Raw genomic sequence first — 24,809 nt, forward strand, 5'->3', positions numbered from 1 at the left:
CATGCTTGGCCGCAAACTCGCTCGGATCGCGTTCTCCCTGATGAAAAATCAGAGCGAATATCAACCGAAAGGGGGGATTTTGGCTTGATGACAACCATAGAATCTCCCACAATCCGTAGGTCGCCAGATACATCGGCGGAGTTGGTATGTTTGACGAGCGCGCGCTTGCCCGTGAATGCAATCTGCCTGCTGCCATTGATGTCGGCTGACTTACCGCGAATCGCGGGCAAGCGCGCTCCTGCATAAGAGTGGCATGCCGCGAGCGCTCATTTGCGATAGTTGAGAATCACCAGCGTCAACACCCCCGCGACGATCCCCCAGAACGCCGAACCGATGGAGAACAGCGTCAGCCCCGACGCTGTGACCATGAAGGTGATCAGCGCGGCTTCGCGCTCTTTCGGCTCGTTCATGGCCACGGTCAGGCCGTTGATGATGGAACCGAACAGCGCCAGGGCGGCAATCGACAGCACCAGTTCTCTGGGAAACGCCGCGAACAGTGCCGCCAGCGTTGCACCGAACACCCCCGCGATGGCGTAGAAAATCCCGCACCAGATCGCCGCCGTGTAGCGCTTGTCGCGGTCTTCGTGGGCGTGGGGGCCGGTGCAGATGGCGGCGCTGATGGCTGCGAGGTTGATGCCGTGGGCGCCAAAGGGCGCGGTGATCAGCGAGATGATCCCGGTGGCGGTGATCAGAGGCGAGGCGGGAACCTGATAACCGTCGGCGCGCAGCACCGCAACGCCCGGCATGTTCTGCGAGGTCATGGCGACGACGAACAGCGGAATGCCGATGCTGATGGTCGCAGCGATGGAGAACGACGGCGTGGTCCACACCGGCATCGCCACTTCCAGGGCGAAGCCGCTGAAGTTCAGCAGGCCGAGCATGCCCGACAGCGCGACGCCGACCAGCAAGGTGACCAGCACGGCGTAGCGCGGCGAATAGCGTTTGACGATCAGGTAGGTGAAAAACATGCCCAGCACCAGGCCGGTGCGGTGTTGCGCGGCGACGAAGATTTCGCTGCCGATCTTGAACAGAATCCCCGCCAGCAGGGCCGCTGCCAGTGATGTCGGCAGGCGCTTGACCAGCCGTTCGAAGCTCCCGGTCACGCCGCAAATGATCACCAATACCGCGCAGGTGATGAACGCGCCGATGGCTTCGGGGTAGGCGACGCCGCCCAGGCTGGTGATCAGCAGCGCCGCACCCGGCGTCGACCACGCCACGGTGATCGGCGAGCGATAGCGCAACGACAGGCCGATGCTGCACACCGCCATGCCCATGAACAGCGCCCAGATCCACGAGGAAATCTGCGCCGAGGTCAGCCCGGCGGCCTGACCGGCTTGAAACATCAGCACCAGCGAACTGGTGACCCCGGTCATCATGGCGATGAAGCCGGCGGCGATGGCGGAGGGCGAGGAGTCGGTCAGCGGTCGCAATGGCGCGAGGGGCACGTCAGTCATGCGGGTCTATCCTTGGCGCAGCGGTTGAACAGAGCTGCCAGCCTATACGCAGTGGTCATGCCCCGTTGCAATACAGCCATCGGCGCAATGGTCGGCACAGTTTCGGCCGCGGTCTGCAAACGGCGGGTCAGCCGCGGGTCATCGTGTTGCCCAACGCCTGATTCACCGCCATCCAGCCATCCACCGCGTCTTGCCCGGCTTCGGCGAACACCCGTTGCAGCAGCTTGACCTGCTCGCGGCGCAACGACTCTTCAAATTTGCGTCCCTCGGCGGTCAGCTCCAGCAGGCGCTTACGTTTGTCGTCCTCGGGCGCAACGCTGAGCACCAGCTCCATCTCAATCAACTGCCGCAGCGGCGTGTTCAGCGCCTGCTTGCTCACCCCGAGCTTGCCGAGCAATTCCTTCACGCTCAGGCCAGGGTAGCGAGCGATGAAAAACACGATGCGCTGGTGCACCCGACTCAGGCCACGACGGTCGAGCATTTCATCGGCCTTGGCGGTGAACGCCTGGTAGCCGAAGAAAAACGCTTCCATGGCAATTTGCTGGGTGGATGAATTTTTAAGGTCAAGCATATTGACGTATCCGTGCGCGGCATCGTAATTTCGGTCAACCAGTTTGACGTATTCCCCTTTCTTTCCGCCAGCGGTGATCCCATGCCATTTTCCGAACGCGTTACCCGTTTGAAGAGTTCACTGATTCGCGAAATCCTCGCCGCCGCCCAGCGTCCGGAGATGATGTCGTTCGCAGGCGGATTGCCGGCCGAGGCCATGTTGCCGAAGAGTGAATGGTCTGACATGCCGAGCAGTATCGGCCAGTACGGCATGAGCGAAGGCGAGCCGCAGTTGCGTGAGGCGTTGGCCGCTCAGGCGCGGGCGCTGGGCATCGACTGCGACGCGAGTCAGGTGATGATCGTCAGCGGTTCCCAGCAGACGCTGGACCTGGCCGCCAAGCTGTACATCGACAAGGGCACCGAGATCCTCCTCGAAGCGCCGACCTATCTGGCCGCGCTGCAGATCTTCCAGCTGTTCGGCGCCGACTGCCTGACCGTGCCGCTGCTCGCCGAAGGCCCTGATCTTGAAGCGCTGCGTCAGCGACTGGAGCAGCACTCGCCGTCGTTCGCCTACCTGATTCCCACATTCCAGAACCCGTCGGCGGTGCGTTACAGCGAAGCTGCGCGGGATGCGGTGGCGGCGTTGCTCGACGAGTTTGGCGTCACCCTGATCGAAGACGAGCCCTACCGCGAGCTGACGTTTGATGGCGGCAGCGCCCGGCCCATCGTCAGCCGCCTGAAAAAAGCCAGCTGGATCTACACCGGTACCGTGTCGAAAACCCTGATGCCGGGGTTGCGCGTCGGCTACCTGATCGCCACGCCCGACCTGTTCCCGCGCCTGCTCAAGCTCAAGCAATCGGCGGATCTGCACACCAATCGCGTGGGCCAATGGCAGGCGTTGCAGTGGATCGGCAGCGAGCAGTACGAGCAGCATCTGCTGGAGTTGCGCAGCTTCTACCGCACCCGTCGCGATGCGTTCGAAGCCGCGCTGCAGCGGCATTTCGCTGATCTGGCGGAATGGAACAGTCCCCAGGGCGGCTTGTTTTTCTGGCTGACGCTCAAGCACAAAATCGACACCCGCACGTTGCTCGACAGCGCCCTGGCGCAGAATGTCGCGTTCATGCCGGGCGAACCGTTCTTTGCCGATCCGGACGCGAACCCGGGGTATCTGCGGCTCAATTTCAGTCACATCGACCCCGAGCGCCTGGACGAAGGCTTGAAACGACTGGCCGCCGTCATTCGGCACACACAGCTTTCACAGGCGGCCTGATACATTACGCACACGCACGACCGGCACGACTGACGGCACACGATTGAGGGGAGAGGGCTGATGTACAAGGTTTACGGCGATTACAACTCGGGCAACTGCTACAAGATCAAGCTGATGCTCAACCTGCTCGGCGCGGAATACGAGTGGGTGCCGGTGGACATCCTCAAGGGCGAGACCGAAACCGAAGCGTTTCTGGCGAAGAACCCGAACGGCAAGATTCCGGTCCTTGAGCTCGAAGACGGCACCTGCCTGTGGGAGTCCAACGCGATTCTCAACTTCCTCGCCGAAGGCACGCCTTACCTGCTGACCGAGCCGCGCCTGCGCACGCAAATGCTGCAATGGCAGTTCTTCGAGCAGTACAGCCATGAGCCGACCCTGGCGGTGGCGCGCTTCATTCAGTTTTATCTGGGGATGCCAGAGGATCGGATGGAGGAATACCACTCGTTGCACCGGCGCGGTAACAAGGCGCTGAAAGTCATGGAGCAACAGCTGCTGCGCACGCCGTTTCTGGTGGGCGACAACTTCTCCATCGCCGACATCGCGCTGTACGCCTACACCCACGTCGCCGATCAGGGCGGCTTCGACCTGACGCAGTTCCCGGCGATTCAAGCCTGGCTAGCGCGGGTCAAGCAGCAACCGGGTTACGTCGGCATGCTGGACTGACTTCAGCGTTGTTCACTTATAAGGAGATGAGACATGCAGTACAGGATGATCGCAGTCGGGATGCTCATGGCGCTGGGCATCGGCTGCTCGGCCCAGGCGCAGGACTGCGACGCCAATCAGGCGTCGATGAACCAGTGCGCGAGCCAGGAATACAAAGCGCTGGACGCCGAATTGAACACCCAATACAACGCGCAGATGGGCTACCTGAAGACCCCGGCGCGCAAGAAAGCCCTGCAGGATGCGCAGAAGAAGTGGATCGCGTTTCGCGACGCCGATTGCCGGTATCAGGCCGGCAAGCGGGAGGAGGGCGGGAGCATGTGGCCGCTGGTGCAGGCGCAATGCCTGTCAGCGCAGACCAAAGTGCGGGTTGAGCAATTGAAGGTGTATACGGCGTGTCGCCAGGAAGGCTGCCCGAAGTAACTGCTCAATTTTAGGCTGGCTTTGTGGCTTTGACACCACGTTGGCCCGCCGATGACGCAACTCCTGTAGGAGCGAGCTTGCTCGCGAATTGGCCATTCAACGCACTGAATTTCCATCGGCAGGCACGCCGCCTTCGCGAGCAAGCTCACTTCCACAGGTTTTGAGGAATGGCTGAGAGGGTGAGTTGACCCCGGATCCCACAGGTTTTGCGGAATGGCTGAGAGGGTGAGCCGACCCCGGATCCCACAGGTTTTGCGGGATGGCTGAGAGCTGAGCCGACCCCCGATCCCGTGGGAGCGAGCTTGCTCGCGAATTGGCCAGTCAACGCACTGAATTTCCATCGGCAGGCACGCCGCCTTCGCGAGCAAGCTCACTCCCACAGGTTTTGCGGAATGGCTGAGAGGATGAGTTGACCCCCGATCCCGTGGGAGTGGACTGCATCAAACCGCCGAGAATCGCTTCTCCAGGTAATCAACGATCACCTTCGATTCATACATCCACACCGTCTGGCCTTCTTCCTCGATCCGCAGGCACGGCACCTTGATCCGGCCGCCGCCGCTGAGCAGCGCCTGACGATCGGGCTCGTTGTTCTTCGCGTCACGAAGGGCCACAGGCAGATTCAAACGGCGCAGCGCCCGGCGGGTTTTCACGCAGAACGGGCAGGCGTGGAACTGATACAGCGTCAGCGCTTTCGCCGACGCATCGACGGCAGCCTGGGCTTCGGGAGAACGCTTCTTTTTGCTCGGCCGGGTCAGGAAATCGCCCGCGATTACGAGCTGGCCGAGACCGACTCTCACTGCTTTCATCAACACGCTAAAACCTCACTCGGCGGCACGAACCGCCAGACAGCCGCAGCCTGATGCTGCGGCCTTCAGGACGCCGGGATCACTTGATCAGGCTGAGAAACTCGGTGCGGGTCGCGGCGTTTTCGCGGAATTCACCCAGCATCACCGAAGTGATCATCGACGAATTCTGCTTCTCGACGCCGCGCATCATCATGCACATGTGCTTGGCTTCGATGACCACTGCCACACCCAGCGCGCCGGTGACCTGCTGAATGGCTTCGGCGATCTGGCGGCTGAGGTTTTCCTGGATCTGCAGGCGACGGGCGTACATGTCGACGATGCGCGCGACCTTCGACAGGCCCAGCACTTTGCCGCTCGGGATATAGGCGACGTGGGCCTTGCCGATGAAGGGCAGCAAATGGTGTTCGCAGAGCGAATACAACTCGATGTCCTTGACCACCACCATTTCGCTGTTGTCGGAGCTGAACAGCGCACCGTTGGTGACTTCTTCGAGGGTTTGCTCATAGCCGCGGCAAAGGTACTGCATAGCTTTGGCTGCGCGTTTCGGGGTGTCGCGCAGGCCTTCGCGGGAGACGTCTTCGCCGAGTTGACCGAGGATGGCGGTGTAGTTCTGTTCCAGAGTCACAGGGGTGTGTTCCGTGTGGGTTCAAAAAACGCAGGGTTGCGGGCCTGCAAAGGCGCACATAGTAGCGTAGCTGGACGCGCAGGGGTACGGCAGGCGGCCGAGACGCCTGCGGCATGGCGCCGCCGTGACTGTGTCAGCCGACCTTTACCCAACCTTTACCGAGGGGATATGTCGGAATGTGTCGGGCTGATGTCTGAAGTTACGGGTGATAGATGCCCGGATGAAGAGAGTGCTTATGATGTTTAGCCGAATCGCGAAAATCGCACTGGTGATTGCCCTGGCGTCGTCGGTTTCGGGGTGTTTTTTCGGACCGGGTTGGGGCCGCCACGGCGGTGGCTGGCATGAACACCGCTATTACGACGGTGGCCCATACGATGGCGGACGGGGCGGTTACGGCCCTGGACCTGGACCGGGTTACTACCGCCGCTGATTTTTACTGATCATTTGACGCATGAAGCACAGGCCGCGAAGGGAACCGATCCCTCGCGGCCTTTTTGTTGGGTTTCGTATCAGGCTCGATACCTGATCGGTACCAAACCACGACGCGGATTCGCAGGCTTGTGCTGTCAGAAGCAACAGGTGATGAATACCTGTGATCAAGCCCGCTTTAAGAGAGAAATCGAAATGTTGAGTCGTATAGCGAAAGTCGCGATGGTCATCGCGGTGATGTCGGCCATGTCCGGATGCTGGCCATTCTGGGGCCCGGGCGGGGGAGGCCACGGCGGTCACGGAGGCGGTGGTGGCGGCGGTCACTATGAAGGCGGTGGCCCGGGTGGCGGCGGTGGCGGTGGCGGCGGTCCTGGCCCGCGTTGATCGGATGAGCGCTTAATGAGCGGTGGGAGCGACCGGGGGTGTCGCTCCCACAAGGACTGGTCGGCAGACGCCTGCCTTACTCGTCACGCCCTTCCATCATGGTCCTCTTGAGGATCACGTACACCGCGCCTGCGCCGCCATGCTTGGCGATGCACGAAGCAAATCCCAATACCTGCTGATGCTGACGCAACCACGTGTTGACGTGGCTCTTGATCATCGGCCGCTTGCCGTCCAGCCGCACCGCCTTGCCGTGGGTAATCCGCACGCAGCGCACTTCCAGCTTGGCCGCCTCGGCGAGAAATTCCCACATTGTCTCGCGCGCCATTTCGACGCTCATGCCATGCAGGTCCAGGCTGCCTTCAAAGCTGATCTGCCCCAGCTTGAGCTTGCGCATCTGGCCTTCCTGCACCCCGTCACGGGCCCAGTACAGCGTGTCTTCAGGGCCGACATCGATCACGAACTGGTCTGACAGACCATCAACGGTAATCGTCGCATCGGAGCGCACGGTGGCCGCCTGACGCAGCTTGGCCAGGTTCTTACGGTCGGTTTTGGGTTTTCCTACGTCCGCATGTTCAGTCTTGATGGGCTTTACGCCGCGAATTTCACTTCTGAACAGGGAAAAATCGTCGTCTTGCATGGTGGTCTCCGCGAAGGGGGCCAGTTTAACCGCGTCACGCCAGAATCGGCGCGACTATCGATGATCAGGGCTTTCGATGATTAAACGGCAGCGGATGACGCGAAGGTCAGTCGTGCTTCTTCATCAGGTGGGGAGACATGTTCAGTTCGCCGGCACGACGGCGGCGGCGGCGACTGCGGCGCCAGAACCAGATGCCGACATACAGCATCAACAAACCGACGATGACTGTGACCGCAGCGCCCGCTGGACTGGCGTTGAGTTCGCCCAGTGCGACGGGGTTGCCGATCAGGCTGGCGACACCGGCCATTGCCAGCAGCACGCCAGCGGTGGCCAGAACGGCCGACATCGCTGCAATAATGCGCATCCGCCAGCTGCCCTGGCCCTTGGGGCGCAGGCGACGGGCATCAAAACCATCGGATATTTTCATTCCGATTTCCTCTATGGGTATCGGCGCTCTGACCCGCACAGCGTGGGGGTGGTTCCCGCCTGGCCAGGTTTCAGGGGCATTACGAATCGATTACGGATAGGCGGTCAGGTGAACAGGGTTAACCCCGCCTGACGACTGCATTTGTACGCCTTTTCTTCAGGAACTGCCGGAAAATGATCCGCGCGAGGGGCATGCGCAGTCAGCTCGTTGCAACAGCTCCTGTTGAGGGAGGATTCAGATCAGGTCTTTGGTCAGCGCCAGTTTGGCGAAGTTGTCGTTCATGATTGCCATCTCCGCCTGCTGCACCAGCTCGGCCTTGATGACGCCGCTCGGGGTCGGCAGATCGCGGGTGGCGCAGGCGTCTTCCACGAGCGTGCAGCGAAACCCGTAGTCCTTGGCCGCGCGCACGGTAGTGCTGACGCTGGAGTGGCTCATGAAACCGCACACCACCAGGTCCAGCCGGCCACGGCTCTCCAGCAGGCTGTGCAGCGTGGTGCGGTCGTCGGTGGAGACGGTCCCGTTCAGCGCGTTCGGCAGGCGTTTTTCGATGATGATTTCGTCACCCTGCGGCTGCAGTTCAGGCACGAATTGCCCGCGCTCGCCCTGGGGATCAAACATTCCGCCCACGGTGCCCAGATGACGCACGTGAATGATCGGCGACTTCGCTGCACGCGCGGCGGCGACCAGTTTGACGATGTTGTTGATGGCGTCCTGAACGCCGGTCAGGGCGAGAGGGCCGCTGAGGTATTCCTTCTGCGCATCGATGATGATCAGGGTGGCATTACTTAATGTGGCCGCTGCGTATTCACGGCCACTGAGTTGAAACATGGTCTTGGGACCAGTGTTTGAAACAGACATCGGGGGGCTCCTTCGAGTGGGGCTTTTGCCACATTGTCCACTGGCAGAGCGATTCTGTGAATCGCCATGCTCACAGACCTCGCTTTTTTGCCGGGCTTCAAGCCGTCGAGCAGGTCGCGGTTGCTGTCATAGTGCCTGCAAAACGAGGTAAAGACTGTGGAAAGTTTTTGCGCGAGGCCGCTGCGCCCGGTGCGGGATCGTTTGTTGCGTGGATGGCTGATAGAATCGCCCGTCGTTTTTTCAAGGAGTCTGCCGTGATCACTTCCCGCCTGCGCACCCTGCGCGATCATATCCGTTGGGCTGTCAGCCGTTTCCACGGGGAAGACCTGTTTTTCGGCCATGGCACCGACAACGCGTGGGACGAAGCCCGCCAACTTGTGCTCGGCGCCCTGCACCTGCCGTGGGAAATTGCCGACAGTTACCTGGACTGCAACCTTGAAGACGAAGAGCTGGTGGCGGTGCAACACCTGATCAAGCGACGCATCGAAGAGCGCGTGCCCACGGCGTATCTGCTGGGTGAAGCGTGGTTCTGCGGGATGTCATTCATCGTTGACGAGCGCGTGCTGATTCCGCGCTCGCCCATCGGTGAACTGATCGAGCAGCGGTTTGCACCCTGGCTGGCCAGCGATCCGGCCCGCATCCTCGACCTCTGCACCGGCTCCGGCTGCATTGGCATCGCCTGCGCCGACGTGTTCCCCGACGCTGAGGTCGTGTTGGCCGACTTGTCGTTCGAGGCGCTGGAAGTGGCGAATCAGAACATCGAGCGCCATGGCGTGGACCAGCGCGTGTACACCGTGCAGGGCGATGGTTTCGACGGCCTGCCGGGCCAGCGTTTTGACCTGATCGTGTCCAACCCGCCGTACGTCGATGCCGAAGATTTCGCCGACATGCCTGACGAATACCAGCACGAACCCGAGCTGGCGCTGGCCTGCGGTGACGACGGCTTGAATCTGGTGCGGCGCATGCTGGCCCAGGCCGCCAATCATCTGAACGAGAAGGGCTTGTTGATCGTGGAAGTCGGCAACAGCCAGGTTCACGTCGAAGCGCTGTACCCGGAAGTGGACTTCGGCTGGCTGGAATTCGAGCGTGGCGGCCACGGCGTGTTCATGCTGACAGCCGAGCAGTGCCGCACTCATCAGGATCTGTTTGCAGCGCGGATCTAGTCAGGCAGTTGGCGATGTGCGACGCCGGGTCACCGATGCGTCGCAATCCAGATCAGCAGGCCGGCCTGAAACACGGCGAAGGTGACCAGGCAGGCGATGGTGAAGCGCAAGCCGGCGTCGTCCCGGCGGTATTTGCTGACCTTGTCTTCGGACTTCTTGATCGTGACGTCCTGTTCCTGAATCCTCTGTTCGGCCTGTTGCAACATCTGCGCGGCGTCGAGGATCTGCACGATCTGGATTTTGTCGGCGTTCCAGGTGTTATTGAGGTTGCCGACCTTGGCGTCCTTGATGGTGCCTTTCAGGTGCTGCGCATCGGCGTAGACGACTTCGAAACCCTGGGTCTTGAGGAAGTGATCGCGACGCAGGCGCGTGTCCTCGTTGAGCGCATCCTTATTCGCCAGTGCGACGCCTTCAATCTTGTACGCGGCGCATCGTTTCTGCGCCCAGGCGATGCCCTGGGCCAGCATGAAACGGCCTAGCCCACGGTTCCACGGATCGATCTGCAAGCCGGACGCCGGGCCCACGCGAACGCTGCGATTGGCATGATCCACCCAGATATCCAGACAATCCTGTTCTTTGCGGGTCTTCTGCCCCGGCAACTGATAGGTCATGCGCAGCAGGCTGAATTCCTTGTTGTGGCGCTCGGCCTTGCCGAACTCGACGAAGCGCAGCGGGCGGGCGCCGGTCGCACGGTCGGTAGGCAGGGGCGCCAGACGCAGCATCGAGAAGTGCTCCGCATGCACCTCTTCCCACAAGACAGGCGCGGCGACTTCGCCTTCTTTGGCTTCGGTCGGCTCGACCGCGTCGGTTTGCATGGTTGCTTCTGTCATCACGGCGATCCTGTTATCGACATTGCCCGGCACATGGCACCGGCACACGATGCCAGCAGACAGCTATCGGCCGTTTCTGACGAAGCTAAAGGGATCGTGTGTCGACTTCCGCGTCAACGAGAAGAGCACCGGCCTCAGGCGGCCGGTACCGAGTCGAGAAATTTCAGGATGCGGTCGGTCACTTCGCTGGCCAACGGCAACTGCGGATCCTTGTAGGACGCCAACTGCCGCTTGATGTCCATCGGCACGATGCGCAGCACGTGGTTCATGCCGTCGATGATCGCCAGTTGCGAGTCGGGTTTGGCCTTGTGCAGCAGCTCGGCGTCGCCCACGCCCACTTGCATGTCGTTGCGGCCCTGAATGATCAACGTCGGGATTTTCAGTTGCCCGAACGCTGCCGTCGGGTTCTGCCGAAACAGTGAAATCAGGTAAGGCTGCACGCTCGGGCGGAACACCACCTGAAGGGGTTCGGGCACGTCGTTGTCGGTCTTGCCGGCCTTGATCTCTTCGATCAGTTGCTCACTGCGCGCCAGCAGCGGAGGAGGGAGGCGATCCTGCAGTTGCTCGCGGACCACTTGATCCACCGGGCGACCGGTGCCGGCTACGGAAATCAACGCGACGGCGCCCGCACGTTCTGCCGCTAGGGTGGCGACCAGTGCGCCTTCACTGTGGCCCATCAGAATCAGAGGGCCCAGGCGCGAGTCGGTCTTGAGTTTGGCGGCCCAGGCGACCGCGTCGTCGACGTACTTCTCGATGCTCAGATCGCGCTCGTCCGGGGTGGCGGGGCGACTGGCCGCAACGCCGCGCTTGTCGTAACGCACGCTGGCAATGTTGTGCTTGGCGAGGATCAGGGCGAGACGCTTCATGCTGTCGTTGCGTCCGCCGTCGGAGTTGTTGCCATCACGGTCGGTCGGCCCTGAGCCAGCGATGATCAACACCACGGGCACCGGTTTCGCCGATTTAGGCAGCAGCAGCGTGCCGAACAGCTCGCCGGTGCCGGTGTCCAGGCTGATGGGACGCTGCAGCACGACGGGCGTTCCGGCATGGGCGATGGATGACAGCAGGGTCAGGCTCAAGATGATCGCTCGCAGCGGCCAGAAGCCGCGAATCAGGGGTAAGGCGCTTAGCATTGCAGGACCGTCATCAATAAAGTGTCAATTGGACGCGGGCAAATGAATAAGGTTCGAGGATGAACTGCGCCATAAGCCTGCGTATACTGGCGCGCTTGAGTTTTTGAACGTCCTCGGAGCCTCCCGCATGTCCGGCAATACCTACGGCAAGCTGTTCACTGTCACCACTGCCGGCGAAAGCCACGGTCCGGCACTGGTTGCCATCGTTGACGGCTGCCCGCCGGGCATCGAGCTGTCGCTGGAAGACCTGCAGCGTGACCTCGACCGCCGCAAGCCGGGGACCAGCCGCCACACCACCCAGCGTCAGGAGCCCGACGAGGTCGAGATCCTGTCCGGCGTCTTCGAAGGCAAGACCACCGGCGCGTCCATCGGCCTGCTGATTCGCAACACCGATCAGAAGTCCAAGGACTACTCGGCGATCAAGGACCTGTTCCGGCCCGCCCACGCCGATTACACCTACCACCACAAATACGGTATCCGCGACTACCGTGGCGGCGGTCGCAGCTCTGCGCGGGAAACGGCCATGCGCGTCGCCGCCGGGGCCATCGCCAAGAATTTTCTCGCCACCCAGGGCATCACCGTTCGCGGCTACATGAGCCAGCTCGGCCCGATCGAAATCCCGTTCAAGACCTGGGATTCGGTGGAAGACAACGCCTTCTTCAGCCCTGACCCGAGCAAGGTGCCGGAGCTGGAAGCCTACATGGACCAGCTGCGTCGCGATCAGGACTCGGTGGGCGCGAAGATCACGGTCGTGGCCGAAGGGGTGATGCCGGGGCTGGGCGAGCCGATTTTCGACCGTCTCGATGCCGAGCTGGCCCACGCGCTGATGAGCATCAACGCGGTCAAGGGCGTCGAGATCGGCGCCGGCTTTGCCTGCGTTGCCCAGCGTGGCACCGAGCATCGTGACGAAATGAGCCCGGAAGGTTTTCTGTCGAACAACGCCGGCGGCATCCTCGGCGGGATTTCGTCCGGCCAGCCGATCGTTGCGCATCTGGCCCTGAAAGCGACCTCCAGCATCACCACGCCGGGGCACTCGATCGACGTCGATGGCAATTCCGTCGAGGTCATCACCAAAGGCCGCCACGACCCGTGCGTCGGCATCCGCGCCACGCCCATTGCCGAAGCGATGATGGCTATCGTGCTGGTTGACCATCTGCTGCGCCATCGCGGGCAAAACGCTGACGTGCGCGTCACGACGCCGATTCTGGGTCAGCTGTAATGCCTGAGCCGCGCGTTGCCGCTGCGGTCATCTGAGCGTGGCGGCGCTTCCTTACTGGCGGCTCGCCAGCTTCTACCTCTTCTATTTCGCCCTGCTTGGGGCCACGGCGCCCTACATGGCGCTGTATTTCAGCCATCTGGGATTTTCCGCCGCGCGCATCGGCGAACTGGTGGCTATCCCGATGCTGATGCGCTGCGTTGCGCCCAACGTCTGGGGCTGGCTCGGCGATTACACCGGCCGACGCCTGACCATCGTGCGCTTCGGCGCCATTTGCGGGCTGGCCTGTTTCAGCCTGATTCTCGTCGACACGTCCTACGCCTGGCTGGCGATGGTCATGGCCCTCTATGCGTTTTTCTGGCACGCGGTGCTGCCGCAATTCGAAGTCATCACGCTGACGCATTTGCAGGGCCAGACTTCCCGCTACAGCCAGATCCGGCTGTGGGGATCCATCGGCTTCATTCTTTCGGTGGTCGTGCTGGGCCGGATGCTGGAGTGGTTCAGCCTGGATTACTACCCGCAACTGCTGCTGTTGATCCTGCTCGGCATTATCGCCAGCAGTTGGTGGGTGCCGAATGCTCAACCGGTGGTCTCGGGCGTGCGGGTCGCGGGGGAGGGCTTTCTCAGGCAGCTGATCAGGCCGGGCGTGCTGGCGTTTTATGTCAGCGTCGCATTGATACAACTGAGCCACGGGCCGTATAACACCTTTCTAACGCTGCACCTGGAACACCTCGGCTACAGCCGCGGGATGATTGGCCTGCTGTGGGCGCTGGGGGTGATCGCTGAAGTGTTGATGTTCATGGCGATGAGCCGTGTGCTGCAGCGCTTCAGTGTCCGTCAGGTGCTGATCACCAGCTTCGTGATCGCCGCATTGCGCTGGCTTTTGCTGGGTAATCTGGCCGATCATCTGGCGATTCTGATCGTCGCCCAACTGATGCACGCAGCCACCTTCGGCAGCTTTCATGCGTCGGCCGTGCATTACGTGCAACGCAGTTTTGGCCCACGCCAGCAAGGTCAGGGTCAAGCGTTGTACGCCGCCCTTTCCGGCACCGGCGGGGCGATGGGCGCTTTGTATTCCGGTTACAGCTGGAACGCGCTGGGCGCCAGCTGGACCTTTGCCATTGCGAGTCTGGCGGCCGTGGCCGCTGCCGTCCTGACCGTCACATGTATGAAAGAGGAGCGCGTATGAGTCGCGAAGCACTGGCTCGGGAAATCATCGAAGCGGGGCAGTTTCTGTACGCCCGGGGATGGTCGCCCGCCACCAGCAGCAATTATTCCGTGCGCCTGTCGCCGACCGAAGCGCTGCTGACCGTCTCCGGCAAGCACAAGGGCCAGTTGGGCATCGACGACGTGCTGGCCACCGACCTGGCCGGCAACAGCCTGGAACCCGGCAAAAAGCCGTCGGCCGAAACCCTGCTGCACACACAGCTTTATAGCTCCAAGCCCGCGGTAGGCGCCGTGCTGCACACTCACTCGGTCAACGCCACCGTGCTGTCCCGGCTCACTGCCGGCGATCATCTGGTGTTCGAGGACTACGAGCTGCAAAAAGCCTTCAGCGGCGTTTCCACCCATGAATCAAAAGTGGTGGTGCCGATTTTCGCCAACGATCAGGACATTTCCCGGCTGGCAGGCAAGGTTCAGCCCTGGCTGGATCAACACCCTGACTGCGCCGGTTACCTGATTCGCGGTCATGGTTTGTACACCTGGGGCGCGAAGATGAGCGATGCCTTGCGCCAGATCGAAGCCTTCGAATTCCTGTTCGAATGCGAGCTCAAGACCCTGTCCGTGCTCAACCGCTCATCGCTCCAGCGTTGATGGTTGCACGCAGCGTCCCCACTGCCTGAATCAAACGCATCTGATCGGCCCCAGAGCCGACAGACGCGGACCGAACCGAGGAAGCCCCGCAATGAGCAGTCTGTCCGTTTACCACGTGTCATCCCCCGAACTGCCCAACAAGGTCCTGACCCACCTGGAAGACATTGCTTCGACCCTGGCCGAGCACGGCGTGGCGTTTGACCGCTGGCAGGCGGCAACGCCGATCACCCCCGGCGCCAGTCAGGAGGAGGTCATCGCGGCCTACCGCACCCAGATCGACAGGCTGATGACCGAGCGCGGTTACGTGACTGTCGATGTGATCAGCCTCAACAGTGACCACCCGCAGAAGGCCGAACTGCGCGCCAAGTTCCTCGAGGAGCATCAGCATGGCGAAGATGAAGTGCGTTTCTTCGTTGCCGGCCGCGGGCTGTTTACCCTGCACATCGACGACTTCGTCTACGCCGTGCTGTGCGAGAAAAACGACCTGATCTCGGTTCCGGCCGGCACCCGTCACTGGTTCGACATGGGCGAGCATCCGCATTTCGTTGCCATTCGCCTGTTCAACAACCCGGAAGGCTGGGTGGCCAAGTTCACCGGCGAAAGCATCGCCAGCCAGTTCCCGCGTCTGGAAGACTGATCACCATGACCATCAAAGCGATCCTGACTGACATCGAAGGCACCACCAGCGCGGTGAGCTTCGTCTTCGACGTGCTCTTTCCGTACGCCAAGCAGCATCTGCCCGGGTTCGTTCGGCAGCATGCCGGCGAACCCGACGTGGCCGCGCAGTTGCAGGCCGTGCGCAACGACAGTGCTGAACCTGACGCGAGTGTCGACCGGGTCATCGAGATCCTGTTGCAATGGATCGCTGAAGACCGTAAAGCCACGCCGCTCAAGGCGTTGCAGGGCATGGTCTGGCAGCAGGGTTACCAGGCCGGGCAGCTCAAGGGACACGTTTACCCGGATGCCGTCGAGGCGCTGAAACGCTGGCATCAGGCGGGGTACGCGTTGTACGTCTACTCCTCGGGTTCGATCCAGGCGCAGAAGCTGATCTTTGGCTGCTCCGAGGCAGGCGATCTGTCCGGGCTGTTCAGCGGCTACTTCGACACCACCTCCGGGCCCAAACGTGCCGAGGCGTCCTATCGATCAATTGCGTCAAGCATCGGCCAGCCGGCGGAAGCGATTCTGTTCCTGTCCGACATCGTCGAAGAGCTCGATGCCGCGCAACAGGCCGGCATGGCCACCTGCGCACTGGTGCGCGATGGCGGAGAACTGAACGGGCACATCAACGTGAGCAGTTTTACGGCGATAGAGCCCAGCGCTTTCTGATGAATCTGGTGTGCTGAAAACCGACGGCCGATGTCTCTGACATTGGCCGTTTTTGTATCCAAATGCGGAAAAATGTAAGTTGGTTTTTGTTCGTTTGTGGGAAGTTGCTTGTTTCACGGTCAGGCATGCCTGTTTGTTTTCGACGCTGTGTTTAACCCTCCTCGACTGTGTAACCCTTCGCCTGTCGCACCCTGACAGCTTTTGAATGCGCCTCGTGCGGTCGTGTTGACGACAGCACCTGACGCCGTTTTCAGCTGCCATGCATAAAAAATCCAAGGGGCATCAGGGCTGCGAATTTGATGGTTTTAAACGGGAGGGGAACATGAAAAACGCACAGACAGGGACGCTGAGTCCGTTGATACAACAAATGGTCACCAGCATCACTGAACAGGACGGCGATGCGGCCATTGCCAACGCACTTGACTGGCTACGGGCTGAATGCCGCAGCGAACGGGCCATGCTTTATCAGTATCGCAACGGCGTGCTGCTCAGTTGCATCACGTCGAACGTCGACAGCTACTGGAAGGATCTTTATTGCCAGGGACGCCTGATGATCGAAGACCCGGTTATCCGTTGCTACCGCCACACCATGGGTTTTCTGAATTGGGAAGAGGCCTTCAAGACCTACCCGCCGTCTGCGGCCTACATGGCTGCGGTGGAGGATTGCGACCTGCTTCCGGCGTTTTCCTATGGCTACAGCAGCCAGACGCGCGCCAATCAGGGCGTCGTCACCATCTGCACGCTCAACGGCATGGAGCGACCGCTGAGCCACAACGATCGCTACCTGCTCACCAGTCTGGTGCCGATGCTTCACGTGGCGGGGAAGGGCCGACAACTGCAGACGCGGGCGCTGTCTCCGAAAGAACTGGAGATCCTCAAATGGGCGCGAGAAGGCAAGACGGCGTGGGAGATCGGGCTGATAAAAGAAGTTTCGGAGGCGACCGTGAAGCATCACTTCAAGAGCATCTACGCCAAGCTCGGGGTCACCAACCGCGCTCAGGCCGTGGGCGAGGCATTGTGTCGGGGAATCATCCAGTAGACGGAGGCCCAATGCGCGCCAGCGTCTAACGTCGCCCTCAGCGAAAAAAAGCCCAAAAAAAAACCGCGATAGCATCGACTATCGCGGGAATCTACAAGGGATGCTTCGATGAGAGTGAAACGTGCTGCTACCGGAACGCCAGGTTCCGGCTTCGTACTTATCGGGTGTGATAAGTAGGCAGATCAAAACGGTGCTGGCTCTGCAACATCGAGATAGCGGGCAGCTCGCTGGCTTGTGCGGCCAGGTCGCGACGAATCGCGCTGATCACCCATTCCAGTTGTACTGGGGTGTGCAGTTGAGCGTAAGACACGCAGCGGCGGATGTTGGTGCCTTCTTCATTGCGCAGAGTCAACAGAACGCCACCGTCCGGACGCGGCTGGGTGGTGACTTCGAAATCGGAAAATACGGATGCGAATTTTTCTTGGATGAAAGTCATGTCTAGAGGCTCCATTGCTCATGGGATAACAAGCTTGGAATGACTAGTGCAGTGACTGTGCCAGCTTTTGACGCTAAATAAATATCAATAAAATCAAGGGTTTACATGTTTTACAAAAATTCTGCTTCGTGCAATTTGCATGAATGCCTCTCGTGCATCCTGCAATTTACCGGAGTGGGGGGGTGGTGAAGGAGTGCTGCGGGGCGGGAGTCGCGCTTTGCGGACATAACTGAGACAGCGGTATCCGGGATTTATTTCGTTTTGTTGCGAAATTTTCTCGCCGGGGTGTCAGCTTGCGCTGTCGGGCTCATTGAAACTGATCGTTTGGCGCCGGTTGATGAAGCTGGCATCGTTGGTGTCATCTGCGGCGGCGCTATCGACGGTGCGCCATGAGTGATGGCGTCATCAGTGGAACTACAGGCTTTGTCCACGGCTCATAGATTGCCTGGCCCATGAATCGCCGCATCCTTTGATTTTGTTCCGCGCAATGCCTTGCGCTACTGGAGTTAAGAAATGTCAGAAGCCCCCACCACGCCCGGTTCTGCCACGCGCATGACAGACGAAGAGGCACTGGAATTTGCCGAGCAGGTGTTCGACCGGGCTCGTGCCGGTGACGCCCCGATGCTCGACCGGCTGCTGGAAAACGGCTTGACCCCCAATCTTCGCAACCATAAAGGCGACACGTTGTTGATGCTGGCCAGCTACCATGGTCATCAAGATGCCGTGCGGGTGCTGCTCAAGCACAAGGCTGACCCGGAACTGCGCAACGACAATGGCCAGAGCCCGATCGCCGGCGCTGCGTTCAAGGGCGATCTGGAAACCGTGAAGATCCTTGTGGAAGGCGGCGCAGACGTCGAAGGCGCATCAGCCGACGGCCGTACCGCATTGATGATGGCGGCGATGTTCAACCGTACCGCGATCGTCGACTACCTGATCTCCAAGGGTGCCAACCCTCACATCCAGGATGCCAAGGGCGTCACCCCGCTGATGGCCGCGCAGACCATGGGCGCGACCGAGACCGCCGAACAGCTCACACGTCTGGGGGCGTAAGCGATAGAGGCGCGCAGCATTTCCAGCTATCCTGCGCGCCTGTTTTTCAGCCCCCGGACGATCTGCCATGAAAGCTTCACTCATCGAATTCATCAGCAAGATCAGCTCCGGCTGCATGAGCGATGAAGAAATCGAAAAAATCGCCGACGAAGCCGCCCAGGCTTACGCCGACCCCGATGCATTTCTGACCGCCAACCCCGACATCAATTTCGACGACACCTTCCCGATCCCGCTGGGCGAGTGGGTCGTCATCGGCAGCCTGCCTGATACCGTCTTGCTTCAGGCTGATACCTACCCTGATCTGCTCACCGAGATCATGGCGTCTTTCGGCCCCAACGTGGCGTTCAACATCAAGCCCAAACAGCTGACCAAAGCTGAACCCCTGGCCGCGCTTAACCGTATTCAGATTCAGCTTTCCAGCATGAACAAGGACATGGGCGGGTATGTGCTGATGGACATCAGCGAGCCGCTGGACCACGTGTTGCAAACGGTGCTGGTCTACGGCGCTGACGTTGAGCGGGTCATGGCACTCGGCGTCGAGCTCGGCATATTGATAGAGCCCGCGCTGGAGGCGCTCAAGGCGCAGGTTTGATCTCCGTCACCGCGTTTTGCTGCGCCGAGAAATATCCCTGCCGACCAACGGAACCCTCATTGCAGCCCGCCACTCTCAAGTGAGCAAGCCTTCAATTAGGAGCAACACCATGGGTTCTACCTTCAACGGTCTGATTGGCCTGATCATTCTGGCGCTGGATATCTGGGCCATCATCAACGTGCTGAAAAGCGGCGCGGAAACCGGGAAGAAAATTCTCTGGATTTTGCTGATCGTCATCCTGCCGGTACTGGGCCTGATCATCTGGGCAATCGCTGGCCCGCGTGGCAACGTGCGCATCTAGTATCGCAGCAAGGCTTCAGAACACATGACGCCCGACTGGCCTGGCCAGTCGGGCGTTTTTGTTTTGCCAGATCACCCGCGCCACCACGACATTCGACCTGTCATGCTCCGCGACGTAGAATGCGCGCCTTCTTGTGGGCGGCCTGCCGTCCTGTCATCAGTAGTTATCGGGGACTCCATCCATGAGCGATTATCAAGAAACGTTGTACGAAGGCTACGGCCAGCGCTTTCGCATGGAAAAGATGCTGCATGAAGTGCGCACCGAGCATCAGCATCTGGTGATCTTTCAAAACCCGCGCATGGGCCGGGTCATGGCGCTGGACGGCGTGATTCAGACGACCGAAGCCGACGAGTTCATCTATCACGAGATGCTCACCCACGTGCCGATCCTGGCCCACGGCCGCGCCAAACGTGTGCTGATCATCGGCGGTGGCGATGGCGGCATGCTGCGCGAAGTCGCCAAGCACGCGACGGTCGAGCACATCACCATGGTCGAGATCGACGGCACTGTGGTCGAGATGTGCAAGGAGTACCTGCCGAACCACTCCAAAGGCGCTTTCGATGATGCGCGTCTGAACCTGGTCATCGACGACGGCATGCGCTTCGTTGCCACCACTCAGGAAAAATTTGACGTCATCATTTCCGATTCGACGGACCCGATCGGGCCGGGCGAAGTGCTGTTTTCGGAAAACTTCTATCAGGCCTGCCATCGCTGCCTTAACGAAGGCGGGATTCTGGTCACGCAGAACGGCACGCCGTTCATGCAGCTGAGCGAAGTGCAGACCACGGCAGGGCGCATGAATGGCCTGTTCGCCGACTGGCATTTCTATCAGGCAGCGGTGCCCACCTATATTGGTGGCGCGATGACGTTTGCCTGGGGCTCGACGGATTCCGAGCACCGCAAAGTTTCGCTGGATACCCTGCGTCAGCGATTCGCCGGCAGCGGTATCGTTACCCGTTATTACAACCCTGAGGTTCACATCGGCGCCTTCGCATTGCCGCAGTACGTGCTTCAGGCGATCAGCAAGCCCAGCAACTTCTGACGGCTGATATGTTACGCAAGCATGACATTAGCCAGGCGATGTCAGGTTTGCGTAACTTCTCCTTGCTCGCCAGTCATGTCACGTATACATTCCATTGATTGTTTAATGTTATGCAGGCGTGACAAATGGACGCGACGTTATTGCTCGAGCGCTTGGGCAGCCAGATCGAAGAGATGCGCAAATCCCGCGGCCTTACTCAGGTGCAGCTGGCCTACCAGTCGGGCATGACACGGCAAAAGCTCGCCGAAGTCGAAAAAGGCAGCCCGACTGTGGCGGTGAATTTCTACGCCAAGGTGCTGGCCGCGTTGAATGCCGAGATAAAAGTCGTTTCCGCCCGACGCCCGACGTTTGAAGAGCTGCGCGAGGTGTTCCAGTGAAACCGCTGGATCGTGTACGCATTTTTACCCCGGAAGGTGAGAGCGGTGAGCTGTCGGCGTCTGAGTCCGGCGACTACCTGTTTCGCTATGGCCTGGACGCCAGCCCGGCGTCGCAGATCAGCCTGACCATGGGCGTTCGCGATGCGGCTTACGTCTCGCGCAGCCTGCATCCCGTCTTCCAGATGAACCTGCCCGAAGGCTTCGTGCTGGAACAGTTGCGCAATCGCCTCGCCAAAACCACGCCCGTCAACCCCATGCTGCTCATGGCATTGACCGGTAGCGGTTCGCCCGTCGGCCGCGTTGCAGTGGCATCGCCGATGATCGACGACTTGCTGGGTGGGGCGGGCCCCGTGGTAGGCAAAAGCCTGGGGCAGATACTCAGTTGGGACGGGACGCAGGATCTGTTTGCCGAACTGGTCGATCAGTACATTTTGCGCACCGGGATTTCAGGCGTTCAGCCCAAAGTCATCGTGCCCGATTCGGACTTCGTTACGGACCCTAAAGCCACACTGTTGATGCCCGAATTGATCGTCAAGTCGGGGAGGGCGGACTTCCCCGGGCTTGCCGTCAACGAGTACGTGTGCATGGATGCTGCGCGCAGAGCCGGCATGCCGGTACCGGAATTTTATCTGTCGGATAACCGCCAGCTGTTCGTCATGCGTCGCTTTGATCGGGACGCTGACCAGCGTGCCATCGGCTTCGAGGACATGGCCGTGCTGATGGGCCTGGGCACTGAGCAGAAATACGACTCCAGCTACGAAAACATCGCCAAGGCCATTCGCTTGTTCTGCGCGCCGGAGCATGTGCGTGATTCGCTGGATCAGTTCTTCGATATCGTCGCGCTCAGTTGCATGGTCGGCAACGGCGATGCTCATTTGAAGAACTTCGGGGTGCTGTATCGCGACCCGCTGGGGGCGGACGCTCAATTGGCGCCAGCCTACGACATCGTCAACACCACCGCGTACATAAAGGACGACGCGCTCGCCCTGCGTCTGGATGGCTCGAAAAGCCTGTTCGGCTCGCGGCTCGGCATTCTGACGTTGGCGTCGACCTGCGACATCCGCAAACCGAATGTTCGCATCGAACGGCTGATCGCAGCGGTGCAGGCGTCGCTGCAGGAAAACGCCTCGCTCAACGCCCACGCACCCCCTGTTTTCGACGCCATCGAACACGCCGTCGAGCGGTATGCCCAGACGTTCAAGGTGTGAGCGCTATTCAAGGCTTTGTAAGAAAATATGAGAGGCGTCGTTAATGAACGGAATTTTCACCGTTTCTTCGGGAAGATTCGCGCCGTTCCAAGGCTACCCACTGATTGAGATAAATGTTTGAGCCGATCCGTCATGAAGAATGCGCGGGATCGGTGGTAAACCGCGAGGGTTCACGTAATATTTGGCCCCCGCAGCCCGGACCGGCATTTCGATGTGGTCGGGCGCACCGCTTTTTGAACCTAAACCTGAATCCAACGGATCCCACAACACATGGCCAAAACGGACGCCCCGGCGCGCGCGCCGCAACCTACCGTCAAATCGCACCTGGCCTATACGCTCCTGAGCGGCCTGGTGCTGATGGTCCTGTACACCCTTTTGCGCGTTGCGCTGCTGGTCTATAACCGCGAAGGCATCGGCGCGACGCCGGCTTCGACGTTTGTCGAGGCGTTCGGCAATGGCCTGCGATTCGATCTGCGTCTGGTCGTGTACATCCTGATTCCCCTTCTGCTGTCCCTGTTCAGCGCGCGCCTGATGGCGGCCCGTGGGGTGTTTCGCTTCTGGCTGACGCTGGTTGCGAGCCTGACCGCGTTCTTCGGCCTGATGGAGATGGACTTCTACCGTGAATTCCACCAGCGCCTGAACGGCCTGGTTTTCCAATACGTCAAAGAAGACCCGAAAACCGTTCTGAGCATGATCTGGTACGGCTACCCGGTGGTTCGTTATCTGTTTGCGTGGGCACTGGTGACCTGGCTGCTGAGCCTGGTCTTCAAAGGCGTCGATCGCGTGACCCGTCCCCGTGGCGGGTTCAACGTCGCCAGCGCCGACAACCGTGTGGTCGCGCCATTGTACAAACGCGCCGTGGTCTTCCTGCTGTGTCTGGTGGTGGCCGTCATCGCCGCTCGCGGCACCTTGCGCCAGGGCCCGCCGCTGCGTTGGGGCGATGCCTACACCACTGACTCCAACTTCGCCAACACCCTTGGCCTGAACGGCACGCTGACGCTGATCGCGGCGGCGAAGAGCCGCATGTCCGAGGACCGCGACAACATCTGGAAAGCGACCCTGCCTGTGGCTGAAGCCCAGCAGACGGTCCGCGACATGCTGCTGACCGCCAACGACAAGCTGATCGATCCTGAGAAAGCCGCTGTGCGTCGTGATTTCACGCCGCCGCCGGCCAATACGCTGCCGATCAAGAACGTCGTCGTGATCCTGATGGAAAGCTTCGCCGGCCATTCGGTGGGTGCGCTGGGTGACGAATCGAACATCACGCCTTACTTCGACAAACTGTCCCAGGAAGGTCTGCTGTTTGATCGCTTCTTCTCCAACGGTACGCACACCCATCAGGGCATGTTCGCCACTATGGCGTGCTTCCCTAACCTGCCGGGCTTTGAATACCTGATGCAGACACCGGAAGGCAGCCACAAGCTGTCCGGTCTGCCGCAGCTGCTCAGCGCGCGCAAGTACGACGACGTTTACGTCTACAACGGTGACTTCGCCTGGGACAACCAGTCAGGCTTCTTCAGCAACCAGGGCATGACCAACTTCATTGGCCGCAACGACTTCGTGAACCCGGTGTTCTCGGACCCGACCTGGGGCGTGTCCGATCAGGACATGTTCGACCGTGGCGCCGAGGAGCTGAAAGCCCGCGAGGCCAAAGGCAAGCCGTTCTATGCCTTGCTGCAAACCCTGTCAAACCACACGCCGTACGCACTGCCGGCCAATCTGCCGGTCGAGCGCGTCACCGGGCATGGCACGCTGGATGAACACCTCACCGCCATGCGTTATTCGGACTGGGCGCTGGGTCAGTTCTTCGAGAAGGCCAAGAAAGAGCCGTACTACAAGGACACGCTGTTTGTGGTCGTCGGTGACCACGGCTTCGGCAACAACGAGCAGATCACCGAGATGGACCTTGGCCGTTTCAACGTGCCGATGCTGATGATCGCCCCGGGCCTGCAGGACAAGTTCGGCAAGCGCAGCAGCATCGTCGGTACGCAGATCGACATCGTGCCGACCATCATGGGCCGCCTGGGTGGCGACACCGTGCACCAGTGCTGGGGCCGCGATCTGCTCAATCTGCCGGCGGGAGACGAGGGCTTTGGCGTAATCAAGCCATCGGGCAGCGAGCAGACCGTGGCGCTGGTCACCGGCAACCGGATCCTGATCGAACCCAAGGAAATGGAGCCGAAGGTCTACAGCTACGAGTTGGGCACCAAGCCCCATGCCGAGCTGATGCCGAATGCGCCGGACGTCGCTGAGTTGCGCAAGAAGCTCGACAGCTTCCTGCAGACCGCGACCAAGAGCCTGCTGGACAACACGGCAGGGGTCAAAGACGCCAAGCCACAATGACCGCAGCCTGATGAAAACGCCCCGAGACCGGGGCGTTTTTTTTGCCTGCGAATCCTCGGCTTCAGGCTGCCAACGTCAGCTGTGCGCTGACGATTCGGGTTGAACGTCGTTGCGCTGCAAGGGTCAAGATCATCAGGCCGTTGTCAGGCCTTTACTGAGGAGACATTGATGAAAGTGTGGACTATTTCGTTTCTGGACAAAGACGGTGTGCAGCAAACCCTCGATCTTGAATCCGATCACCGTCCCAGTGAAGAAGAGGCTGCGCAGCAACTCCGCCCGATCCTGTTTCCGGTCGCCAGTGATCTTGATCTGAACGACCTCGACGGTCGCACTGCGGAGCCCACCGTGAAGACACTCAAAGAGCAGAACGCGGTACAGATCATCTCCATCATCGAGGCTTCGTAAGAAGCCTGCATTGC

The 24,809-nt window shown here is 60.5% G+C and carries 30 protein-coding genes; 19 read left to right on the forward strand and 11 right to left on the reverse strand.

Translation table 11 applies throughout. The features are described from left to right. From ACYASU_RS14690 to ACYASU_RS14700, 3 genes are all read right to left on the reverse strand, one after another. The coding region (locus ACYASU_RS14690; protein WP_463583217.1) for a hypothetical protein at nucleotides 1-230 on the reverse strand (230 nt) is incomplete at its 3' end. Between the two features lie 36 nt (nucleotides 231-266). Continuing rightward, a complete protein-coding gene (locus tag ACYASU_RS14695) occupies nucleotides 267-1,454 on the reverse strand; it encodes a benzoate/H(+) symporter BenE family transporter (RefSeq protein ID WP_463583218.1) in 1,188 nt (395 codons plus the stop codon). Between the two features lie 127 nt (nucleotides 1,455-1,581). Further along, nucleotides 1,582-2,025, reverse strand: a complete 444-nt coding sequence (locus ACYASU_RS14700) for a MarR family transcriptional regulator (protein ID WP_192175054.1) — start codon at nucleotides 2,023-2,025, stop codon at nucleotides 1,582-1,584. Nucleotides 2,026-2,106: 81 nt separating this feature from the next. Here ACYASU_RS14700 and ACYASU_RS14705 point away from each other — a divergent pair, with 81 nt between their 5' ends. From ACYASU_RS14705 to ACYASU_RS14715, 3 genes are read left to right on the forward strand one after another with little or no spacing between them, the layout of a single operon-like run. Next, nucleotides 2,107-3,273, forward strand: a complete 1,167-nt coding sequence (locus tag ACYASU_RS14705; RefSeq protein ID WP_463583219.1) for an aminotransferase-like domain-containing protein — start codon at nucleotides 2,107-2,109, stop codon at nucleotides 3,271-3,273. A 60-nt stretch (nucleotides 3,274-3,333) separates the two neighbouring features. Continuing rightward, entirely contained in the window at nucleotides 3,334-3,936 is a 603-nt protein-coding gene (locus ACYASU_RS14710) for a glutathione S-transferase family protein (RefSeq protein ID WP_463583220.1), read from the forward strand. Between the two features lie 33 nt (nucleotides 3,937-3,969). Next, entirely contained in the window at nucleotides 3,970-4,356 is a 387-nt protein-coding gene (locus ACYASU_RS14715; RefSeq protein ID WP_463583221.1) for a lysozyme inhibitor LprI family protein, read from the forward strand. 440 nt (nucleotides 4,357-4,796) lie between these two features. Here ACYASU_RS14715 and ACYASU_RS14720 read toward each other — a convergent pair whose 3' ends face one another. Both ACYASU_RS14720 and folE read right to left on the reverse strand, forming a co-directional pair. Beyond that, complete coding sequence (locus ACYASU_RS14720) at nucleotides 4,797-5,162, reverse strand: glutathione S-transferase N-terminal domain-containing protein (protein WP_463583222.1); 366 nt, start codon at nucleotides 5,160-5,162, stop codon at nucleotides 4,797-4,799. A 79-nt stretch (nucleotides 5,163-5,241) separates the two neighbouring features. Then, complete coding sequence (gene folE, locus ACYASU_RS14725; RefSeq protein WP_065989346.1) at nucleotides 5,242-5,787, reverse strand: GTP cyclohydrolase I FolE; 546 nt, start codon at nucleotides 5,785-5,787, stop codon at nucleotides 5,242-5,244. Between the two features lie 624 nt (nucleotides 5,788-6,411). Here folE and ACYASU_RS14730 point away from each other — a divergent pair. Continuing rightward, entirely contained in the window at nucleotides 6,412-6,600 is a 189-nt protein-coding gene (locus ACYASU_RS14730) for a hypothetical protein (RefSeq protein WP_205484118.1), read from the forward strand. Between the two features lie 76 nt (nucleotides 6,601-6,676). Here the strand turns inward: ACYASU_RS14730 and ACYASU_RS14735 are convergent, their stop codons facing one another. The 3 genes from ACYASU_RS14735 to ACYASU_RS14745 all read right to left on the reverse strand — a co-directional run bounded on the left by ACYASU_RS14735 (nucleotide 6,677) and on the right by ACYASU_RS14745 (nucleotide 8,522). Further along, nucleotides 6,677-7,237, reverse strand: a complete 561-nt coding sequence (locus tag ACYASU_RS14735; RefSeq protein ID WP_065989376.1) for a Smr/MutS family protein — start codon at nucleotides 7,235-7,237, stop codon at nucleotides 6,677-6,679. A 106-nt stretch (nucleotides 7,238-7,343) separates the two neighbouring features. Beyond that, nucleotides 7,344-7,664 carry a hypothetical protein gene (locus tag ACYASU_RS14740; RefSeq protein WP_192175048.1) on the reverse strand — a complete coding sequence of 107 codons (321 nt, stop codon included), beginning with the start codon at nucleotides 7,662-7,664 and terminating at the stop codon, nucleotides 7,344-7,346. Between the two features lie 234 nt (nucleotides 7,665-7,898). Further along, nucleotides 7,899-8,522, reverse strand: a complete 624-nt coding sequence (locus ACYASU_RS14745; protein ID WP_192175047.1) for a cysteine hydrolase family protein — start codon at nucleotides 8,520-8,522, stop codon at nucleotides 7,899-7,901. A gap of 254 nt (nucleotides 8,523-8,776) precedes the next feature. Here ACYASU_RS14745 and prmB point away from each other — a divergent pair, with 254 nt between their 5' ends. After that, on the forward strand, nucleotides 8,777-9,685 hold the full coding sequence (gene prmB, locus ACYASU_RS14750; protein WP_463583223.1) for a 50S ribosomal protein L3 N(5)-glutamine methyltransferase: 909 nt from the start codon (nucleotides 8,777-8,779) through the stop codon (nucleotides 9,683-9,685). Between the two features lie 29 nt (nucleotides 9,686-9,714). Here the strand turns inward: prmB and ACYASU_RS14755 are convergent, their stop codons facing one another. Next, a complete protein-coding gene (locus tag ACYASU_RS14755; RefSeq protein WP_463583224.1) occupies nucleotides 9,715-10,515 on the reverse strand; it encodes a hypothetical protein in 801 nt (266 codons plus the stop codon). Nucleotides 10,516-10,649: 134 nt separating this feature from the next. Continuing rightward, nucleotides 10,650-11,645, reverse strand: a complete 996-nt coding sequence (locus tag ACYASU_RS14760) for an alpha/beta hydrolase (protein ID WP_133776631.1) — start codon at nucleotides 11,643-11,645, stop codon at nucleotides 10,650-10,652. A 127-nt stretch (nucleotides 11,646-11,772) separates the two neighbouring features. On the opposite strand from ACYASU_RS14760, the gene aroC reads away from it, so the two are divergent. The 6 genes from aroC to ACYASU_RS14790 all read left to right on the forward strand — a co-directional run bounded on the left by aroC (nucleotide 11,773) and on the right by ACYASU_RS14790 (nucleotide 17,041). Continuing rightward, the gene (gene aroC / locus ACYASU_RS14765; RefSeq protein ID WP_463583225.1) at nucleotides 11,773-12,864 is read left to right on the forward strand and encodes a chorismate synthase; all 1,092 of its coding nucleotides are present in this window, start codon (nucleotides 11,773-11,775) and stop codon (nucleotides 12,862-12,864) included. 31 nt (nucleotides 12,865-12,895) lie between these two features. Next, nucleotides 12,896-14,050: an MFS transporter gene (locus ACYASU_RS14770; RefSeq protein WP_463583245.1), complete on the forward strand. Its 1,155-nt coding sequence runs from the start codon at nucleotides 12,896-12,898 to the stop codon at nucleotides 14,048-14,050. Continuing rightward, nucleotides 14,047-14,676: a methylthioribulose 1-phosphate dehydratase gene (locus tag ACYASU_RS14775; RefSeq protein ID WP_463583226.1), complete on the forward strand. Its 630-nt coding sequence runs from the start codon at nucleotides 14,047-14,049 to the stop codon at nucleotides 14,674-14,676. The genes ACYASU_RS14770 and ACYASU_RS14775 overlap by 4 nt, the downstream gene beginning before the upstream one ends. Nucleotides 14,677-14,767: 91 nt before the next feature. Further along, nucleotides 14,768-15,313, forward strand: a complete 546-nt coding sequence (locus ACYASU_RS14780; RefSeq protein ID WP_074891918.1) for a 1,2-dihydroxy-3-keto-5-methylthiopentene dioxygenase — start codon at nucleotides 14,768-14,770, stop codon at nucleotides 15,311-15,313. A gap of 5 nt (nucleotides 15,314-15,318) precedes the next feature. Further along, nucleotides 15,319-16,002: an acireductone synthase gene (mtnC, locus tag ACYASU_RS14785; RefSeq protein ID WP_463583227.1), complete on the forward strand. Its 684-nt coding sequence runs from the start codon at nucleotides 15,319-15,321 to the stop codon at nucleotides 16,000-16,002. A gap of 322 nt (nucleotides 16,003-16,324) precedes the next feature. After that, nucleotides 16,325-17,041, forward strand: a complete 717-nt coding sequence (locus tag ACYASU_RS14790) for a helix-turn-helix transcriptional regulator (RefSeq protein WP_282373315.1) — start codon at nucleotides 16,325-16,327, stop codon at nucleotides 17,039-17,041. Nucleotides 17,042-17,198: 157 nt separating this feature from the next. Here the strand turns inward: ACYASU_RS14790 and ACYASU_RS14795 are convergent, their stop codons facing one another. Further along, a complete protein-coding gene (locus ACYASU_RS14795) occupies nucleotides 17,199-17,477 on the reverse strand; it encodes a DUF3509 domain-containing protein (protein WP_074891912.1) in 279 nt (92 codons plus the stop codon). Between the two features lie 513 nt (nucleotides 17,478-17,990). On the opposite strand from ACYASU_RS14795, the gene ACYASU_RS14800 reads away from it, so the two are divergent. From ACYASU_RS14800 to ACYASU_RS14835, 8 genes are all read left to right on the forward strand, one after another. After that, nucleotides 17,991-18,527 (forward strand): ankyrin repeat domain-containing protein, encoded by a 537-nt coding sequence (locus tag ACYASU_RS14800; RefSeq protein WP_122624151.1) that lies wholly within the window; start codon nucleotides 17,991-17,993, stop codon nucleotides 18,525-18,527. 67 nt (nucleotides 18,528-18,594) lie between these two features. After that, complete coding sequence (locus ACYASU_RS14805) at nucleotides 18,595-19,119, forward strand: hypothetical protein (protein WP_346629595.1); 525 nt, start codon at nucleotides 18,595-18,597, stop codon at nucleotides 19,117-19,119. A 109-nt stretch (nucleotides 19,120-19,228) separates the two neighbouring features. Beyond that, nucleotides 19,229-19,420 carry a PLDc N-terminal domain-containing protein gene (locus ACYASU_RS14810; protein WP_037009073.1) on the forward strand — a complete coding sequence of 64 codons (192 nt, stop codon included), beginning with the start codon at nucleotides 19,229-19,231 and terminating at the stop codon, nucleotides 19,418-19,420. A gap of 181 nt (nucleotides 19,421-19,601) precedes the next feature. Further along, a complete protein-coding gene (speE, locus tag ACYASU_RS14815; RefSeq protein ID WP_282372663.1) occupies nucleotides 19,602-20,462 on the forward strand; it encodes a polyamine aminopropyltransferase in 861 nt (286 codons plus the stop codon). A 125-nt stretch (nucleotides 20,463-20,587) separates the two neighbouring features. Continuing rightward, nucleotides 20,588-20,839, forward strand: coding sequence for a helix-turn-helix domain-containing protein (locus ACYASU_RS14820; protein WP_192175037.1), 252 nt, complete (start codon nucleotides 20,588-20,590; stop codon nucleotides 20,837-20,839). 5 nt (nucleotides 20,840-20,844) lie between these two features. Next, nucleotides 20,845-22,047 carry a type II toxin-antitoxin system HipA family toxin gene (locus tag ACYASU_RS14825; RefSeq protein ID WP_463583246.1) on the forward strand — a complete coding sequence of 401 codons (1,203 nt, stop codon included), beginning with the start codon at nucleotides 20,845-20,847 and terminating at the stop codon, nucleotides 22,045-22,047. A gap of 270 nt (nucleotides 22,048-22,317) precedes the next feature. Further along, complete coding sequence (locus ACYASU_RS14830) at nucleotides 22,318-24,390, forward strand: LTA synthase family protein (protein ID WP_463583228.1); 2,073 nt, start codon at nucleotides 22,318-22,320, stop codon at nucleotides 24,388-24,390. Nucleotides 24,391-24,558: 168 nt separating this feature from the next. Beyond that, on the forward strand, nucleotides 24,559-24,795 hold the full coding sequence (locus ACYASU_RS14835; RefSeq protein WP_192175035.1) for a hypothetical protein: 237 nt from the start codon (nucleotides 24,559-24,561) through the stop codon (nucleotides 24,793-24,795). Nucleotides 24,796-24,809 lie beyond the last annotated feature (14 nt).

This window comes from Pseudomonas sp. HP_12 (assembly GCF_055283955.1).

Coding starts and splice junctions, on each gene's coding strand:
- ACYASU_RS14695 (WP_463583218.1), bottom strand. CDS start 1,454: ATGACTGACGTGCCCCTCGCGCCATTGCGACCGCTGACCGACTCCTCG.
- ACYASU_RS14700 (WP_192175054.1), bottom strand. CDS start 2,025: ATGCTTGACCTTAAAAATTCATCCACCCAGCAAATTGCCATGGAAGCG.
- ACYASU_RS14705 (WP_463583219.1), top strand. CDS start 2,107: ATGCCATTTTCCGAACGCGTTACCCGTTTGAAGAGTTCACTGATTCGC.
- ACYASU_RS14710 (WP_463583220.1), top strand. CDS start 3,334: ATGTACAAGGTTTACGGCGATTACAACTCGGGCAACTGCTACAAGATC.
- ACYASU_RS14715 (WP_463583221.1), top strand. CDS start 3,970: ATGCAGTACAGGATGATCGCAGTCGGGATGCTCATGGCGCTGGGCATC.
- ACYASU_RS14720 (WP_463583222.1), bottom strand. CDS start 5,162: ATGAAAGCAGTGAGAGTCGGTCTCGGCCAGCTCGTAATCGCGGGCGAT.
- ACYASU_RS14730 (WP_205484118.1), top strand. CDS start 6,412: ATGTTGAGTCGTATAGCGAAAGTCGCGATGGTCATCGCGGTGATGTCG.
- ACYASU_RS14735 (WP_065989376.1), bottom strand. CDS start 7,237: ATGCAAGACGACGATTTTTCCCTGTTCAGAAGTGAAATTCGCGGCGTA.
- ACYASU_RS14740 (WP_192175048.1), bottom strand. CDS start 7,664: ATGAAAATATCCGATGGTTTTGATGCCCGTCGCCTGCGCCCCAAGGGC.
- ACYASU_RS14745 (WP_192175047.1), bottom strand. CDS start 8,522: ATGTCTGTTTCAAACACTGGTCCCAAGACCATGTTTCAACTCAGTGGC.
- ACYASU_RS14755 (WP_463583224.1), bottom strand. CDS start 10,515: ATGACAGAAGCAACCATGCAAACCGACGCGGTCGAGCCGACCGAAGCC.
- ACYASU_RS14760 (WP_133776631.1), bottom strand. CDS start 11,645: ATGCTAAGCGCCTTACCCCTGATTCGCGGCTTCTGGCCGCTGCGAGCG.
- aroC (WP_463583225.1), top strand. CDS start 11,773: ATGTCCGGCAATACCTACGGCAAGCTGTTCACTGTCACCACTGCCGGC.
- ACYASU_RS14775 (WP_463583226.1), top strand. CDS start 14,047: ATGAGTCGCGAAGCACTGGCTCGGGAAATCATCGAAGCGGGGCAGTTT.
- ACYASU_RS14780 (WP_074891918.1), top strand. CDS start 14,768: ATGAGCAGTCTGTCCGTTTACCACGTGTCATCCCCCGAACTGCCCAAC.
- mtnC (WP_463583227.1), top strand. CDS start 15,319: ATGACCATCAAAGCGATCCTGACTGACATCGAAGGCACCACCAGCGCG.
- ACYASU_RS14790 (WP_282373315.1), top strand. CDS start 16,325: ATGAAAAACGCACAGACAGGGACGCTGAGTCCGTTGATACAACAAATG.
- ACYASU_RS14795 (WP_074891912.1), bottom strand. CDS start 17,477: ATGACTTTCATCCAAGAAAAATTCGCATCCGTATTTTCCGATTTCGAA.
- ACYASU_RS14800 (WP_122624151.1), top strand. CDS start 17,991: ATGTCAGAAGCCCCCACCACGCCCGGTTCTGCCACGCGCATGACAGAC.
- ACYASU_RS14805 (WP_346629595.1), top strand. CDS start 18,595: ATGAAAGCTTCACTCATCGAATTCATCAGCAAGATCAGCTCCGGCTGC.
- ACYASU_RS14810 (WP_037009073.1), top strand. CDS start 19,229: ATGGGTTCTACCTTCAACGGTCTGATTGGCCTGATCATTCTGGCGCTG.
- speE (WP_282372663.1), top strand. CDS start 19,602: ATGAGCGATTATCAAGAAACGTTGTACGAAGGCTACGGCCAGCGCTTT.
- ACYASU_RS14820 (WP_192175037.1), top strand. CDS start 20,588: ATGGACGCGACGTTATTGCTCGAGCGCTTGGGCAGCCAGATCGAAGAG.
- ACYASU_RS14830 (WP_463583228.1), top strand. CDS start 22,318: ATGGCCAAAACGGACGCCCCGGCGCGCGCGCCGCAACCTACCGTCAAA.
- ACYASU_RS14835 (WP_192175035.1), top strand. CDS start 24,559: ATGAAAGTGTGGACTATTTCGTTTCTGGACAAAGACGGTGTGCAGCAA.